This window comes from Sphingomonas sp. SP1, assembly GCF_058313395.1.
In genome coordinates, this window is record NZ_JBZFLC010000001.1 from 1672792 (window position 1) to 1689400 (window position 16609).

The 16609-nt window shown below is 65.0% G+C and carries 17 protein-coding genes; 4 read left to right on the top strand and 13 right to left on the bottom strand.

What is annotated here, in order from left to right; genetic code table 11:
- The first annotated feature begins 96 nt into the window (after nucleotides 1-96).
- Nucleotides 97-1317: a polyhydroxyalkanoate depolymerase gene (locus AC4GYS_RS08485; protein ID WP_491108651.1), complete on the top strand. Its 1221-nt coding sequence runs from the start codon at nucleotides 97-99 to the stop codon at nucleotides 1315-1317.
- Between the two features lie 135 nt (nucleotides 1318-1452).
- Here the strand turns inward: AC4GYS_RS08485 and AC4GYS_RS08490 are convergent, their stop codons facing one another.
- The 5 genes from AC4GYS_RS08490 to AC4GYS_RS08510 form a co-directional block, all read right to left on the bottom strand.
- Entirely contained in the window at nucleotides 1453-2877 is a 1425-nt protein-coding gene (locus AC4GYS_RS08490) for an MFS transporter (RefSeq protein ID WP_491108652.1), read from the bottom strand.
- Nucleotides 2874-3125 (bottom strand): hypothetical protein, encoded by a 252-nt coding sequence (locus tag AC4GYS_RS08495; protein ID WP_491108653.1) that lies wholly within the window; start codon nucleotides 3123-3125, stop codon nucleotides 2874-2876. The genes AC4GYS_RS08490 and AC4GYS_RS08495 overlap by 4 nt, the downstream gene beginning before the upstream one ends.
- A 27-nt stretch (nucleotides 3126-3152) precedes the next feature.
- Nucleotides 3153-3752: a DUF4126 domain-containing protein gene (locus tag AC4GYS_RS08500; RefSeq protein ID WP_491108654.1), complete on the bottom strand. Its 600-nt coding sequence runs from the start codon at nucleotides 3750-3752 to the stop codon at nucleotides 3153-3155.
- Between the two features lie 173 nt (nucleotides 3753-3925).
- Nucleotides 3926-5113, bottom strand: coding sequence for an acetyl-CoA C-acyltransferase (locus AC4GYS_RS08505; RefSeq protein ID WP_491108655.1), 1188 nt, complete (start codon nucleotides 5111-5113; stop codon nucleotides 3926-3928).
- Nucleotides 5114-5249: 136 nt separating this feature from the next.
- Entirely contained in the window at nucleotides 5250-5705 is a 456-nt protein-coding gene (locus tag AC4GYS_RS08510; protein ID WP_491108656.1) for a MaoC family dehydratase, read from the bottom strand.
- Nucleotides 5706-5844: 139 nt separating this feature from the next.
- On the opposite strand from AC4GYS_RS08510, the gene AC4GYS_RS08515 reads away from it, so the two are divergent.
- On the top strand, nucleotides 5845-6546 hold the full coding sequence (locus AC4GYS_RS08515; protein ID WP_491109387.1) for a type 1 glutamine amidotransferase domain-containing protein: 702 nt from the start codon (nucleotides 5845-5847) through the stop codon (nucleotides 6544-6546).
- Here AC4GYS_RS08515 and AC4GYS_RS08520 read toward each other — a convergent pair.
- From AC4GYS_RS08520 to dapF, 7 genes are all read right to left on the bottom strand, one after another.
- Complete coding sequence (locus tag AC4GYS_RS08520; RefSeq protein ID WP_491108657.1) at nucleotides 6543-7649, bottom strand: mechanosensitive ion channel family protein; 1107 nt, start codon at nucleotides 7647-7649, stop codon at nucleotides 6543-6545. The genes AC4GYS_RS08515 and AC4GYS_RS08520 overlap by 4 nt on opposite strands.
- Nucleotides 7650-7653: 4 nt before the next feature.
- On the bottom strand, nucleotides 7654-8415 hold the full coding sequence (locus AC4GYS_RS08525) for an ABC transporter permease (protein WP_491108658.1): 762 nt from the start codon (nucleotides 8413-8415) through the stop codon (nucleotides 7654-7656).
- A gap of 142 nt (nucleotides 8416-8557) precedes the next feature.
- A complete protein-coding gene (locus AC4GYS_RS08530; RefSeq protein ID WP_491108659.1) occupies nucleotides 8558-9502 on the bottom strand; it encodes an ABC transporter ATP-binding protein in 945 nt (314 codons plus the stop codon).
- Nucleotides 9499-10125, bottom strand: a complete 627-nt coding sequence (locus AC4GYS_RS08535; RefSeq protein ID WP_491108660.1) for a septation protein A — start codon at nucleotides 10123-10125, stop codon at nucleotides 9499-9501. The genes AC4GYS_RS08530 and AC4GYS_RS08535 overlap by 4 nt, the downstream gene beginning before the upstream one ends.
- Complete coding sequence (gene ftsY / locus AC4GYS_RS08540; RefSeq protein ID WP_491108661.1) at nucleotides 10122-11039, bottom strand: signal recognition particle-docking protein FtsY; 918 nt, start codon at nucleotides 11037-11039, stop codon at nucleotides 10122-10124. The genes AC4GYS_RS08535 and ftsY overlap by 4 nt, the downstream gene beginning before the upstream one ends.
- A complete protein-coding gene (locus AC4GYS_RS08545) occupies nucleotides 11036-12172 on the bottom strand; it encodes a MiaB/RimO family radical SAM methylthiotransferase (RefSeq protein ID WP_491108662.1) in 1137 nt (378 codons plus the stop codon). The genes ftsY and AC4GYS_RS08545 overlap by 4 nt, the downstream gene beginning before the upstream one ends.
- Nucleotides 12169-12972 (bottom strand): diaminopimelate epimerase, encoded by an 804-nt coding sequence (dapF, locus tag AC4GYS_RS08550; protein WP_491108663.1) that lies wholly within the window; start codon nucleotides 12970-12972, stop codon nucleotides 12169-12171. The genes AC4GYS_RS08545 and dapF overlap by 4 nt, the downstream gene beginning before the upstream one ends.
- Before the next feature lie 81 nt (nucleotides 12973-13053).
- On the opposite strand from dapF, the gene AC4GYS_RS08555 reads away from it, so the two are divergent.
- Together AC4GYS_RS08555 and AC4GYS_RS08560 are read left to right on the top strand one after the other, a co-directional pair.
- Nucleotides 13054-13449: a hypothetical protein gene (locus AC4GYS_RS08555; protein ID WP_491108664.1), complete on the top strand. Its 396-nt coding sequence runs from the start codon at nucleotides 13054-13056 to the stop codon at nucleotides 13447-13449.
- Nucleotides 13450-13506: 57 nt separating this feature from the next.
- On the top strand, nucleotides 13507-15744 hold the full coding sequence (locus AC4GYS_RS08560; RefSeq protein WP_491108665.1) for a putative bifunctional diguanylate cyclase/phosphodiesterase: 2238 nt from the start codon (nucleotides 13507-13509) through the stop codon (nucleotides 15742-15744).
- Here AC4GYS_RS08560 and AC4GYS_RS08565 read toward each other — a convergent pair.
- Nucleotides 15741-16553: a universal stress protein gene (locus AC4GYS_RS08565; protein WP_491108666.1), complete on the bottom strand. Its 813-nt coding sequence runs from the start codon at nucleotides 16551-16553 to the stop codon at nucleotides 15741-15743. The two genes, AC4GYS_RS08560 and AC4GYS_RS08565, sit on opposite strands and share 4 nt — an antisense overlap.
- Nucleotides 16554-16609 lie beyond the last annotated feature (56 nt).

Here is a 16609-nt window from a genome sequence, read left to right on the forward strand (position 1 = left end):
GTCATCCCGCCGGTTGAGGCAAGGATAGTTCTTGCCGCCGGACCCTTTCGCCCCCACACCGGTTGTCCAGTGGAACTGTTTTTCGAATGAGGGTTGATGCTTTACGACGCGTATGAAGTGCAGCGGTCGTGGCTGGCCGGGGCGAGCCAACTCGCCGGGCTCGGCGCCAGCTGGCTAAACAGTGCATCCAATCCGCTACGCTATCAGGGCATGAGTCCGATCGTTGCTGCCAGCCTGGATGTGTTTGCCCACGCCGCGGCACCCCGCGGCAAGCCGAACTTCGAGCTGTTCGACGTTACCGTCAAAGGCAAGCTGCTGCCCGTCCACGAAGAGGTTCTGCTGCGCAAGCCATTCGGCCAGCTCAAGCATTTCCGCAAGGAAGGCGGTCCGGAAGGGCAGCCTAAACTGCTGATCGTCGCTCCGATGTCCGGCCATTACGCCACCTTGTTGCGCGGCACGGTCGAACGGATGCTGCCGGGCCACGACGTGTTCATCACCGATTGGCGCGATGCCAAGATGGTCCCCTTGTCGGACGGAAGCTTCGATCTTGACGACTACATTGATTATCTGATCGAGTTCTCCGAGGCGATCGGTACGGGTGCGCACATGCTGGCCGTCTGCCAGCCGTCGGTGCCGGCCTATGCCGCCGTCGCACTGATGAACGCGGACAACCACCCGTGTACGCCGCGAACCCTGACGATGATGGGCGGGCCGATCGACACGCGCGAAGCGCCAACCGCGGTGAACACGCTCGCCACTCAGCGCCCCCATGCCTGGTTCCAGAAGAACGTCATTGCGACCGTCCCGGGCATCTATCCCGGTGGCGGCCGGAAGGTGTACCCCGGTTTCCTGCAGCTGGCCGGCTTCATGACGATGAACCTCGGCAGCCACCTCATCAGCCACTGGGAGATGTTCAAGCATCTGGTCGTCGGGGACGATGAGAGTGCCGACGCGACCCGCGATTTCTACGACGAATACCGCGCCGTGTGCGACATGACGGCGGAGTTCTACCTGCAAACGGTCGATCTGGTGTTCCAGAGGCATGCGCTGCCCAAGGGAGAGTTCACGCATCGCGGACGCAAGGTGGATCCTCGTGCGATCACCAAGACCGCCCTGCTGGCGATCGAAGGGGAGCGCGACGATATCTCGGGCGTAGGCCAAACCCGGTCGGCACTGACGCTGGCCGAGCGGCTGCCTGACGCGAAGAAGCAGTATCTGCTCGCTAGGGACGTTGGCCACTACGGCATCTTCAACGGCCGCAAGTGGCGCGAGCGGATCGCTCCAGTCGTCGAAAAATGGATTGCGGCAAACAGCTAAGCGCTTGAATTCGGGTCGGAAGAAACCATCTACCGCCTCAGTGTTCAACAACTGAAAGGAGGTGGTCTGATGTCTCATTGTCCCAAGCTGGTGAGCGTCGCCTCCGCGGAGGTTCTTGCCTAAGCGTTAGCCGCTTTACCGGCTCGACAATGGAACGGCTGTCCGGGGTTCGCCCTGGGCGGCCGTTTGTCGTCGTGGCACCGTAAACCAGGCGTTCAAGCCGGCGGCGATGCTGACCACCGCACCCGCGATCAAGGCCGAGTGGAATCCGCCCATCAGTGCCGCCCCCTCCCGGGCCAGCACTGCGCCGAGCATCGCGGTCGCGATCAGTCCACCGGTGCGCGCGACCGCACTGTTCAGCCCGGAGGCGGTGCCGGTATGCCGTTGGTCCACCGACTCCAATACGGTTGAAGTCAGTGGAGCAACCGCCAGCGCCATGCCCAGCGCCATGACGCTGATGGCCGGAAAGGCGGCGACCCAGTAGCTTGTCCCGACGCCCATGCGCAGCCCCAGCAACATTCCGGCTGCAACCACCATCGGCCCTATGGTCAAAGGCAGCCGGCCACCCATACGGCTCGCCAGCCGACCCATCATCGGCGACGCAGCGGCGATCAGGATCGGCAGCGGCAGAAGGGCGAGGCCAGCTTCCACCGGCGAATAGCCAGCGGCCTCGATCAGCACATAGGGGATCAGCAGCATTGCCGCCCCGAACGCTCCATAAAGCAGGAACGTGAGGGCGGTCAGGCCGACGAAGCATCGGTTGCCGAACATGGCGAGCGGCATCATCGCCTGATCGCCGCGGCGCGCCTCGGTCCAGAGAAAAGCGGCAAGACCGAAGCAACCTGCCAGCAAGGCCGCAATCGCCAGTGGCGAGAAGCTGAGATCGATCGACCACAGCGTCAGACCATAGGTCACACCGGCGAGCCCGGCCGTCGCCAGCAAGGCGCCTGGATAATCCGTCCGGCCCGCGTCCTCGTTGCGGCTTTCAGCGACGAACAACCACGTGAGCGCGATGGCGCCACCGGCCAGAGGCAAATTGATATAGAATATGGAAGGCCATCCGACATTGTCGACCAGCCAGCCGCCGATCAGCGGCGCCACCGCGGCCGATGCTGCCCCGGCCGCCGCCCAAATGCCGACCGCGCGGCCCCGCTCTTCCCCCTCGAATGCGGCGTTGAGCAAGGCCAGGCTGTTCGGAAGCAGCAGAGCCGCGCCGACGCCTTGCACTCCGCGCCCCAGGAGGAGCCACTCGAGGCCGGGCGCCAGCGCGCAAACCAGGGACGCGCCGGCGAATAATGACGTGCCGATCAGGAGCAGCCTACGCCGGCCATATCGGTCGCCGAGCGCACCACCAAGTAGCAGCAGGGCCGACAAGGGCAGCAGGTAGGTGTTGACCACCCACTGCACATCCTGCGCGCCGGCTGCAAAGCTGTCGCGGATCGCCGGCAGCGCAACGTTGAGGACCGATCCTTCGACAAAGCTCAGGCTGGACGCCAGAACACACGCCGCCAGCGTCCATCGGGCGTTGGCCCTGTGACCGGCGGCGCTTCGTTCTGTCACTCGGCCTTGGCGATCGACGCCTCCACCATGCGCTGCCAGACCTGCGGATCACCGGCCGCTACACCGGCCTGGTCGGGCTCCCGGATGGCGTGCAGCACGGCCAGCGCCTGGTTGCGGTGCTGGGGCCAATGCTGGTTCACATGTTCGCCGGCCGAAGCTTCGGAGCCGTCCGCATTGCTGCTATGCTCCGCGCCGCACAAAACGCGTGCGATCCGCTCCACCAGATTGGTCTTACCGCCTTCGGCCATCGTCACCTCCGTTTGGACAGGCAACGGCTAAGCCGGCGTTCGGTTCACCCGGGCCAGCACGCTACGCAGCGTCCGCCGGGCGGCCATGACCAGCCAGACGGAGAGCAAGACCAGGATCAACGCGATCAGCGCGGCGGCGATCGGGTTGGCGATGGCCAGTGCGAGCAGTCCCACGGTGGCCACGTCTTCCGTTGCCGAGACCGCGATATTGCTGAAGGGCTCGGGGCTGGCATTGACCAGCGTCCGGGCACCAGCCTTGCCAGCGGAACTGACCAGCGCCGCACCCCCACCAAGCAGAAAACTTGCTACCTGCCAGACGGGATCTCCCGCATCGACGATCGCCAGGGCCAGCAGTGCGCCGCCAAGCGGTCGGATGACGCTGTGGATGCCGTCCCACAGGCTGTCGATGAAGGCGATCTTGTCGGCGAAGAACTCGAACACCGCCGCCGCGCCGGCAAGCACGATGACCCACGGGTTGGCGAGCACGTCGAGCGCCGCCAGCTTGTCCGGCAGATCAATCCAACCCCAGCGCATGGCGACGCCGGTGACGAAGGCCACGAGGTAGAGCCGCCATCCCGCAAGCAGGCTGGTCGAGGCGGCAAGGGCAAGGATTTCGACACCGGTCATGGGTCGGAGCGTGTCAGAGCGAGTCCTACTGTGCAACCGTCGTGCACCGGCGAGGCCGTCATGGGAGGAAATCTCATGACGTCAGTCCTGTCGCTTCGCGCGGCTCGCCGGCCTTCCGCGTCTCTCGCGCTGCTCAGGCGACGCTTACGCGCCGGCTTCGCTACGCGCGGCGGCTACAGAACCTCGAACAGCCCCGCCGCGCCCATGCCGCCGCCGACGCACATGGTGACGACAACGTACTGCGCCCCGCGCCGCTTGCCTTCGAGCAGGGCGTGGCCGGTCAGGCGCGCGCCGCTCATGCCGTAGGGGTGGCCGATCGAGATGGCGCCGCCATTGACGTTGAGGAGCTCATCGGGAATGCCGAGCTTGTCCTGGCAATAGAGCACCTGCACGGCAAAGGCTTCGTTCAACTCCCACAGGCCGATGTCCTCGACCTTCAGGCCGAAGCGGTTCAACAGCTTTGGCACCGCGAAGACCGGGCCGATGCCCATTTCGTCGGGCTCGGTGCCGGCAACCGCCATGCCGAGATAGCGGCCAAGCGGCTCCAGGCCCTTCTTCTCGGCATAGCCCGCGTCCATCACGACGCAGGCCGACGCGCCGTCCGACAGCTGGGACGCATTGCCCGCCGTGATGATGTTGTCGCCGCCCATCACCGGCTGCAGCGAGGACAGGCCTTCCAGCGTGGTCTCGGGACGATTGCCCTCGTCCTTGGCCAGCGTGACATCCTTCATGGAGGTTTCGCCTGTTTCCTTGTCCTTGACGGCCATGCGGGCCGTCACTTCGACGATCTCGTCATCGAACTTGCCATCGGCTTGAGCGGCGGCGGTGCGCTGCTGCGAGCGGAGGGCATATTCGTCGCAGCGCTCGCGGCTGACCGAGTAGCGCTTGCCGACGACCTCGGCGGTCTGGATCATCGGCATGTAGACCGCATTGTGCATGGACAGAAGTTCAGGATCGGATCCAAGCCGCATTTCCGGCGTCTGGACGAGCGAAATGCTTTCGACACCGCCGGCGACGCAGACGTCCATGCGGTCGACAATGACCTGCTTGGCGGCGGTGGCGATGGCCATCAGGCCCGACGCGCACTGGCGGTCGATCGACATGCCGGCAACACCAACGCCAAGGCCCGCGCGGAGGGCGGCGGTGCGGCCGATGGTGGTCTGCACGCCCTGCTGGAGGGCGGCGCCGATAATGCAGTCCTCGATCTCCTGCGGGTCGATCTTCGCCCGCTCGACCGCGGCGCGGATGGCATGGGCGGTGAGGGTGGGGGACGGCGTCGCGTTGAACGCGCCCTTGTAGGCGCGGCCGATCGGCGTGCGGGCGGTGGAGACGATAACGGCGTCGCGGGCGGCGGTGACCATGATGAAGCTCCGTTTGCTTGAGCCTCGCGCCCCAAACCCGTTCGGGCTGAGCCTGTCGAAGCCCCGTTCTTTCTTCCCGGCAGCTAGGGGAAGGGCAGCCCTTCGACAAGCTCAGGGAGGCGGTTTTCTCCAGCTTCTAGATGAACAGCAGGCCAAGCCATTGCGCCGTGAGCGCGGGCTTGTCCTCGCCTTCGATTTCAACGGTAACGGTATGGCGAGTGAGCAGCTGGCCGGGCGCTTTCTCGTCCGCGCTGTCGAGGATGAACCGGCCGCGCACACGCTTGCCGGCCTTCACCGGCGCAAGGAAGCGGACCCGGTCGAAACCGTAGTTGACGCCCATCTTCAGCGTGTCGGGAGCGAGCATCACGTCGGCGGCCATTCGGCTCAAGAGCGAAAGGGAAAGAAAGCCGTGCGCGATGGTGCCGCCGAACGGCGTCTGCTTGGCCGCGGCTTCGTCGATGTGAATGAACTGATGGTCCTCGGTCGCGTCGGCAAAGGCGTTGATGCGCGGCTGGTCGACGGTGATCCAATCGGAGACGCCGATTTCGGTGCCGACCTTGCCGCGAATGTCGTCGAGGGAAGCGATGGGCATGAGTTGTCTCTAGCGACTGAATACGCCGCGGCAAGCGGGTTGCGAAGGTGACGTGACGCAAGCTCTTCCAGGTCCTGTCATGGAAAACGATCAATGAGTCACTAGCTTGTGACGGGGCGGGGCAGAGTTGGAGATAATGATGAACCTGCTGATGGTCCTGACGAGCCACGACAAGCTTGGCGATACCGGCAACAAGACCGGTTTCTGGTTGGAAGAGTTTGCAGCGCCCTATTACGTGCTCAAGGATGCGGGTCACGCGATCACGCTGGCAAGTCCGCAGGGCGGTCAGCCGCCGCTGGACCCGAAAAGCGACGAGCCGGATGCGCAGACGGCGGCCACCCGCCGCTTCAAGAACGACGAGGAAGCTCAGCAGCAGCTTGCCCGGACCGAAGTTCTCAGCTCCGTCGATTTCGATAAATTCGATGCTGTTTTCTACCCGGGTGGGCACGGGCCGCTGTGGGACCTCGCGGAAGATGCCGACAGCCGTCGCCTGATCGAACAGACCATCGCCGCCGGAAAACCCGTTGCTCTCGTCTGCCACGCCCCGGCAGTTCTCAAGAATGTTCTGGCGGAAGATGGAAAGCCGCTCGTCGCCGGCAAGCGGGTGACGGGCTTCACCAACGAAGAAGAGGATGCGGTCGGGCTCACGGAGGTCGTTCCCTTCCTCCTCGAGGATACGTTGCGCGAACGCGGCGCCGACTTCTCCTCCGCCGCCGCATTTAAGCCCTATGTCCAGCAGGACGGATTGCTGATCACTGGGCAGAATCCGGCTTCGAGCGAGCCCGCCGCCGAAGCGCTGTTGAAAGTGCTGACGCGCGCGCCCGCGGCGGCCGACGCCTAGTTGGTGCTTCGGGCCGCTTCGGCAGGAGCGGCATAGGGCATCACCAGCGTTCCATCCGGCGCAGCGGTGAAGGTCGTCTGCGTCGGATAGGCGAACTCGATGCCTTGCTCGGCGAAGCTTTCGAGCAAAGCGACGATGATCGCTGCGCGCTTATGAAACAGGGCGTCCGCGTCGAGCCCCTCGTGGCGGAACAGCAATTCGTGGTCGAGGCTTGAGGCGCCCATCGCGACCAGCACGCAGCGCACAAGGGAGCAGCCGGGCTGGGACTTTACGGCAGAACGGGCGAGGTCCTCGACTTGCTTCAGCTTCGCCGGCGAGGTTTGATAGGTGAGGCCGAAGCGCAGCGTCTCCTGCCGGTCGTCGCCGGCGGCGAGATTGCGGATTTCGCGCTCCAGCAGCTTGGTGTTGGCCATGATTACCATCTCGCCGGTCAGCGACCGCATGCGGGTGGTCTTGAGGCCGATCTTCTCCACCGTGCCGGTGGTGGTGTCGTAACGGATGGTGTCGCCACGCCGGAACGGGCGGTCGAACAGGATGGCGAGCGCGGCGAACAAGTCGGAGAAGATGCCCTGCGCGGCAAGGCCGATGGCGATGCCGCCGATGCCAAGGCCCGCCACCAGCGCGGTGACGTTGATGCCGAGATTGTCCAGGATGACGACAATCGCGATGCCAAACAGCGCGACGCTGACAAGCACCCGAATGACGCCCATGGCATTGCCGAGCGTCGTCTCGCCCGGGCGCTCGCCGACGCGCTGGCCGACGATCCCCAGGATCAGTTCGCGACCCCAGACTGCGCCCTGCAGCGCAAAAGCGATGGTGAAGAGGATATCGAACAGACGTCCGATGCGGGCGGGCGGCTCGGCATAGCTGACGACGATCTCCAGCGCCGCGGCGGCCATGAAGAGGACGCTGGTCTTGCTGAGGACGCGGCCGATCACGCCTTTCCACGTCATGCAGCCTGGATCGTTCGCGCTGATGGAGGTGCCCAGCCGCCGGAGCAGCAGCATCAGGCCGACGAGGCCGACCGCAACCGCGGCGCCAAGAGCGAGAGCATCGAGATTGAGCGCCAGCCAATCGGTGAAGCGCTGGAACTTGCCGGTCATACGATCAAGCTTTCAGGCGGTAGCCGGTGCGAAAGATCCACCAGATGCCGAGCAGGCAGGCGGCGGCAAATGCCACCGTGGCTCCCAATGCCAAGCCGAACGACACGTCGGCCGTTCCGAAGAAGGTCCAGCGGAAGCCGTTGATGAGGTAGACTACCGGATTGAACAGCGTGATCGTGCGCCACGGTTCGGGCAGCATGTCGATCGAGTAGAAGCTGCCGCCCAGAAAGGTCAGCGGCGTGACCACCAGCAGGGGGATGACCTGCAGCTGCTCGAACCCCTTGGCCCAGATGCCCACGATGAAGCCGAACATGCAGAAGGTGACTGCCACCAGGAACAGATAGGCAAGCATCAACGCCGGATGCAAAATCTGCACCGGAACGAACAGGTGAGCGGTAGCAAGGATGACCAGCGCGACGATCATCGCCTTGGTCGCGGCCGCGCCGACATAGCCCAGCACCGTCTCGAACGCACTCATCGGGGCGGACAGGATCTCGTAGATGGTCCCGGTGAAACGCGGCATGTGGATGCCGAAGCTGGCGTTGAAGATGCTTTCCGTGAACAGGCTCAGCATCATCAGACCGGGCACGATGAACGCGCCATAGGGGACGCCGCCGATCTCCGTCATGCGACTGCCGATGGCAGAGCCGAAAACGATGAAATACAGGCTGGTCGTGATCACCGGCACGGCGAGGCCGGTCCACAACGTCCGGCGGAAGCGGTGCATTTCAAAGCGATAGATCGCCCATATGCCGCGCAGGTTCATGGGTTTGCCTTCTCGGAGAGGATACCGCTCGTCCTGAGCGGAGCGCGTGAGCGCGTAGTCGAAGGGCGTCCAGGCGTGCCGACGCCCTTCGACTTCGCTATGCTACGCTCAGGACGAGCGGTTGTTCGCGCACGCAGAGCAATCACTCCGCCGCCTCCTTCCGGCCGTTGTGGACCAGATCCACGAAGATGTCCTCCAGGCTCGACTGCCTGGTGTCGAGGTCCTTGAAGGCAATAGCCTCGTCGCGAAGGGCGGAAAGCAGTGACGGAATGCCGGTGCGATCCGACTTGGCATCGAACTCATAGGTCAGGGTCGCTCCGTCCGCGCTCAACCGCGGGTTCCACGGGGCCACGGCAGGAGGGATGGCGGCGAGCGGCTCGACGAGCTGAAGATGCAGCTCCTTGCGGCCGAGCTTCTGCATGAGCGCGGTCTTGTCCTCGACCAGGATCAGCTCGCCCTTGGCGATGACTCCCACGCGGTCAGCCATCTCTTCGGCTTCTTCGATATAATGGGTGGTCAGGATGATCGTGACGCCCTTTTCGCGCAGGCGGCGGACCATGTTCCACATGTCCTTGCGCAGTTCGACATCGACCCCGGCCGTAGGTTCGTCGAGGAACAGGATGTCCGGATCGTGGGCCAGCGCTTTGGCGATCATGACCCGGCGCTTCATGCCGCCGGACAGTTCCTTCATGATCGTCTTGCGCTTGTCCCACAGGGTGAGGGTGCGCAGGATCTCCTCGATCTTGCCCGGATCGCGCGGACGGCCGAACAATTCGCGGGAAAAGCTGACGGTGGAGATGACCGGCTCGAACGCGTCGGTCGTAAGCTCCTGTGGCACCAGGCCGATGCGGCGGCGCACCTCGCGATAATTGCGCTGCCACTGTCTGCCGTCGACCAGCACCTCGCCCGCGGTTGCGGTGACGAGGCCGCAGACGATGGAGATCAGCGTCGTCTTACCCGCCCCATTGGGCCCGAGGAGCGCGAAGATCTCGCCGCGATTGATGTCGAGATCGACCGCTTTCAGTGCCTCGGTGCCGCTGGCGTAGGCCTTGCGCAGTCCCCGGATCGAAAGGATCGGCGCGCTCATTCGATCGGCCCCGGCTCGACCGGCTCGGGCCTCTCCTCGGAATTAAGGCCATGCTTCAACAGCATCGGAACGTTGGCCGCCGCGAACAGAAAGGTGAGGGGAATGGCCCCCCACAACTTGAATCCGACCCAGAAGTCGGTCGAAGAGTTGCGCCACACGGCTTCGTTGAGCGCCGCCATGCCGAGGAAAAACAGCGCCCAGTTCCGGGTCAGTTTCGCCCACCCCGCGTCGGTGAGGCCCGGGTAGGCGGAGCCGAGCACCATCTTGAGCAGCGGCTTGCCGGCCCACAGGCCAAAGCCCAGCAGCCCCGCAACCAGCAGATAATAGATTGTCGGCTTGACCTTGATGAAGGTTTCATTGTGCAGCCAGATGGTCAGGCCGCCCAGGACCACCACCATGACCCCGCTGAACCACAGCAAGGGTGAGACGTGGCGAAACTTGATCGCCGAATAGATCATCGCCGCAACCATCGCGACCATGAAGGCCCCGGTGGCGACGAAGATCCGGCCGAGCGGGTCCACCGGTGCAAAGAAGTTGACCAGGAAGAAGACCAGCAAGGGTCCCAGGTCGATCAGCAGGCGCGACCCGCCGGCCGGTTCCTTAGTTGGGGCGCTGCTGCTCATTCGGGGCCCAGTCCGGCGATGGCCCGGGCCACGGCGCGGGGGTCGAACGGGCGCAGGTCGTTGACGCCTTCACCGACGCCGATGGCATGAATTGGCAATCCAAATTTCTCTGCCGCCGCGACCAGCACGCCGCCCCGCGCCGTGCCATCCAGTTTCGTCATCACCAGTCCCGTCACTCCCGCCAGATCCCGGAACACTTCGATCTGATTAAGCGCGTTCTGCCCGGTGGTGGCGTCGAGCACCAGCACCACGTCGTGCGGCGCCTCCGGATTCAGGCGACCGAGCACGCGCCGCACCTTGGACAGTTCATCCATGAGATGGGTCTTGTTCTGCAGGCGCCCAGCGGTGTCCACGATCAGGCAGTCGATACCGGTGTTGGTGGCCTGCTTGACCCCGTCGAACACGATCCCGGCTGCGTCGCCGCCTTCCTTGCCGGTGATCACGGGAGCGTTGATGCGCTGACCCCAGATGCGAAGCTGCTCAATTGCCGCGGCACGGAAGGTGTCGCCGGCGGCGAGCATCACGCCATAGTCCTGCTCCTGCAGCAGGTGGCCCAGCTTGCCGATCGTCGTCGTTTTGCCTGACCCATTGACGCCGATCACCAGGATGACATGCGGACGGGGAAAGCCCCACACGTCGAGCGGCTTGGCGACGGGCGCGAGGATCTTCTCGATCTCTTCCGCCAGGATCGTGCGCAGCCCACGCTCGTCGAGTTGTTCGAAGCGGCGCGCGGCGATGGCGTCGCGGATGCGCCGCGAAGCTTCCGGCCCGAGGTCGGACGCAATCAGCGCTTCCTCGATGTCGTCCAGCGTGGACGTGTCGAGTGCGGCTTTGGTCGCGAGGCCGCTGATGTTTTCGCCAAGCCGGTCGGCTGTCTTCTTGAAACCGCCGGTCAGCTTCTCAAGCCAACTCATTGAACAAACGTCCCAATCAGGTGATCGGCGCTGCGGCCAGTGATGCGGGCGGGGCCGGTCTGGCCGCGGGTGGAACCGGGGATGAGAACCGGTGCGAAGCAGTCGCTGTGGCCCTTTTCGCTATTCTCGACCAGCACGGACAGGGTCGTCCCGACCAGGCTATCGAGCCAGGCCGAACGCCGCTGAGCGGCGGCGTCGCGGAGGCGGGCGGCGCGGGCTTTGACTAGCTCGCGCGGGAGCTGCGGCATGCGGGCGGCTGGCGTGTTCGGGCGGGGCGAGAAGGGGAAAATGTGGGCGGCGACGATGTGGCAGTCGTCCAGCACCTTGATCGTGTTCAGCGCGGCTTCCTCGCCCTCGGTGGGAAAGCCAGCGATCAGGTCGGCACCGATGGTCGCATTCGGGCGCACCGCCTTGATTCGCTCGACCAGCCGCACTGCGTCGGCCCGAGAGTGCCGGCGCTTCATGCGCTTCAGGATCAGGTCGTCGCCATGCTGCAGCGACAGGTGGAAGTGTGGCATCAGCCGCGGCTCCCCGGCAATCAGGGCGAGCAGGGCGTCGTCAATTTCGACGCTGTCGAGGCTCGACAGGCGCAGACGCAGAAGGTTCGGCAAGTCGTCAAGCAGCCGCTCGCACAGTCGCCCGAGCCCGCCGTCCACATCCGTGATGTCCACCCCCGTCAGCACGATTTCGGCGGCACCGGCGTCCAGCTCCCGCGCAACGGCATCGCGAACTGCGGGGTAAGGCAGGGTCACGCTCGGCCCACGTGCCTGCCAGATGGTGCAAAATGTACACCGGTGATCGCAACCGGTCTGCACCGCGACGAAGCTGCGCACGCGCTGGCGAAAACCGGCGGCGACCAGAGGGCGGGCGAAGTCGCGGGTGCGGATTTCGTCCACTTCCGGCATCGACCGGAACAGTGCGGGCTCGAGTTGGACAGCGCAGCCGGTGGCGATGATCCGTGCATCCGGCCGTTCTCGCCGGGTGCGACGGATCGCCTGACGGGTCTGGCGCACCGCCTCGTTGGTGACCGCGCAGGAATTGATGATGACTGCCCCGTCGGGAGCGCCGGCCTTCATTGCCTCGCTTTCCGCGAAGTTGAGGCGGCAGCCGAGGGTGATCGTCTCAACGCTCATGCGCCAAGCGCCCCGAGATCGATCTCGCCCCTGAAGACATAAGTCGCCGCCCCGATCATGCGGACTTCACCGCCCGGCTCCCATGCCACAGTCAACGAGCCGCCGGGCATGGTGACCTTCACTGGCGACTGCACCCGTCTGGACTTGATCGCCGCCACCGCCGTTGCGCACGCTCCGGTTCCGCAGGCGAGCGTCAGCCCCGCGCCCCGTTCCCAGGTGCGCAATTTGATCGCGCCTTCGCGAACCTCGGCCACATTGACGTTGATGCGCTCGGGGAAAGCGGGGTCATGCTCGATGCTCGGCCCCACCCGCACGAGGTCGATGGCATCGACATCCGCGACAAAGAAGACGAGGTGCGGGTTGCCGACGCTCAATGCCATCGGCTTCTCGAGCGGCCCCCAGCCCATCGGGACGGCATCCGTGTCCATTGGATAATTGATTGGCACCTCGTTCCAGGCAAACTTCGGCTGACCGAGCGACACTTCGACTGCGCCGTCGAGCGTCGAGCCGTGAACAATTCCGCCGCCGGTCTCCAGCGTCTTGGCGCCGGTCAGCGCGACCACGCAGCGCGACGCGTTGCCGCAGCTCTGGACTTCGCCGCCGTCGTGGTTCCAGATCCGCATCTTCACGTCTGCAATCATGCTCGGTTCCAGCAGGATCAGCTGGTCGCAGCCAATGCCGGTTCGACGATCGGACAGCGCCTTGGCGAGGGAAGGTACGACGTCGAGCGCTTGCTCTCTCGCGTCGAGAATAACGAAGTCATTCCCCAGCCCGTGCATCTTATGGAATTGCCGCAGCATCGCGGCTCACCTAGGGGCGCTATGAACCCAAGTCCACCGCGCGAGAGTTGAACCGCAATGCCCAGAGCCGCCCAAGACGTCATGCAGTCCGTGATCTTCTCCGCCGTGCTGGACGCCATTGCGGCGCTGAAGGCGGGCTCCAAGGGGCTGCCGAACAATCTGCTGCGCGACGTCCAGGCGATTCACAACAATGTGACCTTCGCCGACCTGCCGAAGGAATTGCAGGACGCGATCGCGGCAAGCACGCGAACGGCATTCACCGCGCTGCTGAAAGAAGGCTATGCCGTCGCGCCGCGCGATGCGGCGCCGGTCAGGTCGCCGCCGCGGCATGGAGAAGTGGTGGATCGTGGCTCGCGCGGCCCCCGTCCTCCGCGCCCGCAGGGTCGTGGTCCCGGAGGCCCCGGGCGGGGTCCGCGTGGCGGTGGTGGCGGCACGCCCGGCGGTCGTCCGGGACGGGGGCGCCCCTCTCCAAAATAAGTGTTTCATTGCCGACTATCTACGATTTGTTAACGGGTCTGACCCTTAGCAGGGTCGATGTACGGCAGCCTGTCCGCCAGCCTCCAAGAAACCGCCAGCGTGCGGCGCCTGTCGCGCCAGGCGCTGCACACGACCTTCGCTGTGCTGCTCGCGGTGGCGGTCATGATGGTCGGCAGCCTCGTGTATGCCACCCGCGGCAGCAACGCGGTCTCGGTCGAGCGGCAGGAACGGGTCGCTCGCCACGCAATGGCGGTGGCGCTGGACGAGCTTGCTCTCCAGCAGGAAACCGTCGCCGTATGGGACGAGTCGGTCGCAGCGGTGCTTCGGCCCCGGCGCAACGACGAATGGCTGCTTCAGAACGTCAGCGGCTGGCTATATCGAATCTTCGGTCATGATCGCGGCGTCATTCTCAGCGCCGACGGCAAGCCAATCCATGTGGTGGCGAACGGCCAGCGTGTCGGCGAAAGTCTGTATGATCGGATGAAGGGCGACCTGGGGCCGTTCGTCGCCGCTCTGCGCACCGGCGGTGCTGTCGCCGTTGAAGCGCACGACCGGCTGCCTGGCGTGCCGCTCCCTAGCGACAGCCAGGTGCGGACCACCGGGCGTTCCTATCACCTCACCCGATTGGGGCTTATCGAAGGACGCCCCGCAGCCATCAGCGCCATGCAGATGCGGCCGTCCACGCCGGGCTATGTCGGTAAGCGTTCCAGCTGGCCGATCCTCCTTAGCATCCGGTATCTTGATGCCCAGTTCATGGCTGAACTGCAGGCCAAGCACCTGATCGAGCGACCCCGCTTTTCGGCCACCCGCTCTACCAAGGAGGGCGAATATGCGATCGAAATCCGGGGCAGTTCCGGATCGGCGCTCGGCTATCTGATCTGGACCCCCGAACTCCCCGGTTCACGCACGATCCGCACCCTGTTGCCGGTTCAGCTTGCCGCGCTGCTGATCATCGCACTGCTGATGACCAGGCTGCTTGTCCGTCTTCGTGAAACCTTGCGTGAACGCGCTCGGCTGGAGCTTCGTGCGCGGACGCTGGCTTTCCAGGATTCGCTGACCGGCCTGCCGAACCGAACCGTGCTGGGCGACCGTTTGGCAAAGGCGATCCGCGTGGGGGGAGAGGGGGCCGCGTTGCTGCTGATCGACCTTGATCGTTTCAAGCAGGTGAACGACACGCTCGGGCACCTGGCAGGCGATCAGCTGATCCAGCAGTTCGCCGACCGGTTGGCAGAGGAATTCCGCAGCCGCGGCACCATCGGGCGACTTGGTGGCGATGAATTCGCGATCGTTCTTCCCGATTGCTCCGCGGCCCGCGCGCTGACCAACGCCGAAGCTGTGCTCGCACTGTTCCGCCGCCCATTCGATCTGATGAGCACGCAAGTGTTCGGTGGCGCCAGCATCGGCGCGGCGCACACCAGCGACCCCGCCTTGAGCGGAACCGAACTGATGCGGCGCGCGGACGTGGCGCTGTATTGCGCCAAGGGGGAAGGCCGGGGCATCGCCCGGCTGTTCGCTCGCGACATGGACGCCCACACGATTCGACGCTCCAATCTGGAAGCAGAGTTGCGCCGCGCAATCCGTGACAGCCAGTTCGCTCTGTGGGCGCAGCCCCTCGTCGATACCGCGGGCCGCGAGGTCGGGCAGGAGCTGCTGTTGCGCTGGGACCATCCATCGCTGGGCACGCTCAGTCCCAGCGAGATCATTCCGGTTGCGGAGGAAACCGGGCTGATCGCTCCGATCGGCGAGTGGATCGTACAGGAAGCTCTGGCCACCATCGGCAGCCGTGGCCCGGGCACGTTCACTGCGCTCAATCTGTCGCCGGTCCAGCTGCGGGACGACGGGTTCGCGGGCCGCCTGCTCGCCTCGTGCCGCCGTTATGGTGTTGCGCCGCGCACCATCGAACTGGAAATCACCGAGCAGGTGCTGCTCGACGATAGTCCGGCTATCCGCGGTTCGCTCGCCAAACTGCGCAAGGCCGGCTTCCGTCTGGCGCTGGACGATTTCGGTACCGGCTATTCCTCGCTCGGCTATCTGCGGCGCTTCACCGTCGACAAGATCAAGATCGACCGTAGCTTCGTCGCCGACATCACCGAATCGAGCGATGCGCGGGCAATCATCGCCGCGATCGTCAACATGGGACAGGCGCTGGGCCTCACCATCGCCGCCGAGGGGGTCGAAACCCGCGAGCAGGCGGACCTGTTACGGGTCGTCGGCTGCAACCAGCTGCAGGGGCACTTCTTCGCCATGCCGCGCCGGATCGACGCCACGCCGCAACGGTTGGGGCAGGCGGACTAACGCCCCATCACGAGATGAAGGTCACACTGGCGCAGCAGCGTCCGGGTGACGCCGCCGAACCAATATTCTCCGATCCGGCTGTGGTGGTAGGCGCCGATCACGATCGTTGCTGCCTCGACGGACTTCGCCAGGCCGACCAGCGCCTCGGCGACGTTGCGGCGGTGCTCGACCTCGTGCAGCTCGGCATGAACCCCGTGACGGGACAGATATTCCAGCACGGCCGTGCCAGGGAAATTGTCCCGCTCACCTTCCTCGACCACCGTCGCCACATGCACTCCGGCTGCTCGGCGCAGCAGGGGCAAGGTCGATTTGATCGTGGCCGCGGCCTCGAAACTGCGGTCCCAGCCGACCAGCACGGTCGCCGCGGGATCGAACAGCGCCCCGGAACATGCCGGCACCAGCACGGGCGTCCGGTTTACCTCAACAATGTCGGCCAGCGTCCCATCGCCGACCTGCTCACCGGAATCGTTAACCTGGCGCCCGCTCACCACCAGATCGGCCAGCGCCGCATGACTGGCGATGGTGTGCGCGACCGATCCCGTGGCATGCTGAAAGTCCCAGCTGACATCTTCCCGGGCAAGCTCGGTCTCGACCCGGTCACGCAGGCTGCTCTCCCGATCTGCGACGGCGCTTAGCAGGTCGTTCATCACGAACACGCCGCCGAGTCCGTCCATCGCCACGAAGGATTCGATCGGCGTCACCTGCAAACAGCGCAGATGCGCCCCATGAAGCCTGGCTGCCGCCAAAGCGGATTCCAGCCGCTGGTCCAGCGTTTGCTCGTCGGAAACGTGAAGGAGGATGTTCTTCATGGCGTGGACCCTCTTCCTTGACCTTGGCAGGTCGCTGCACTAAGCGCCCAACCGTC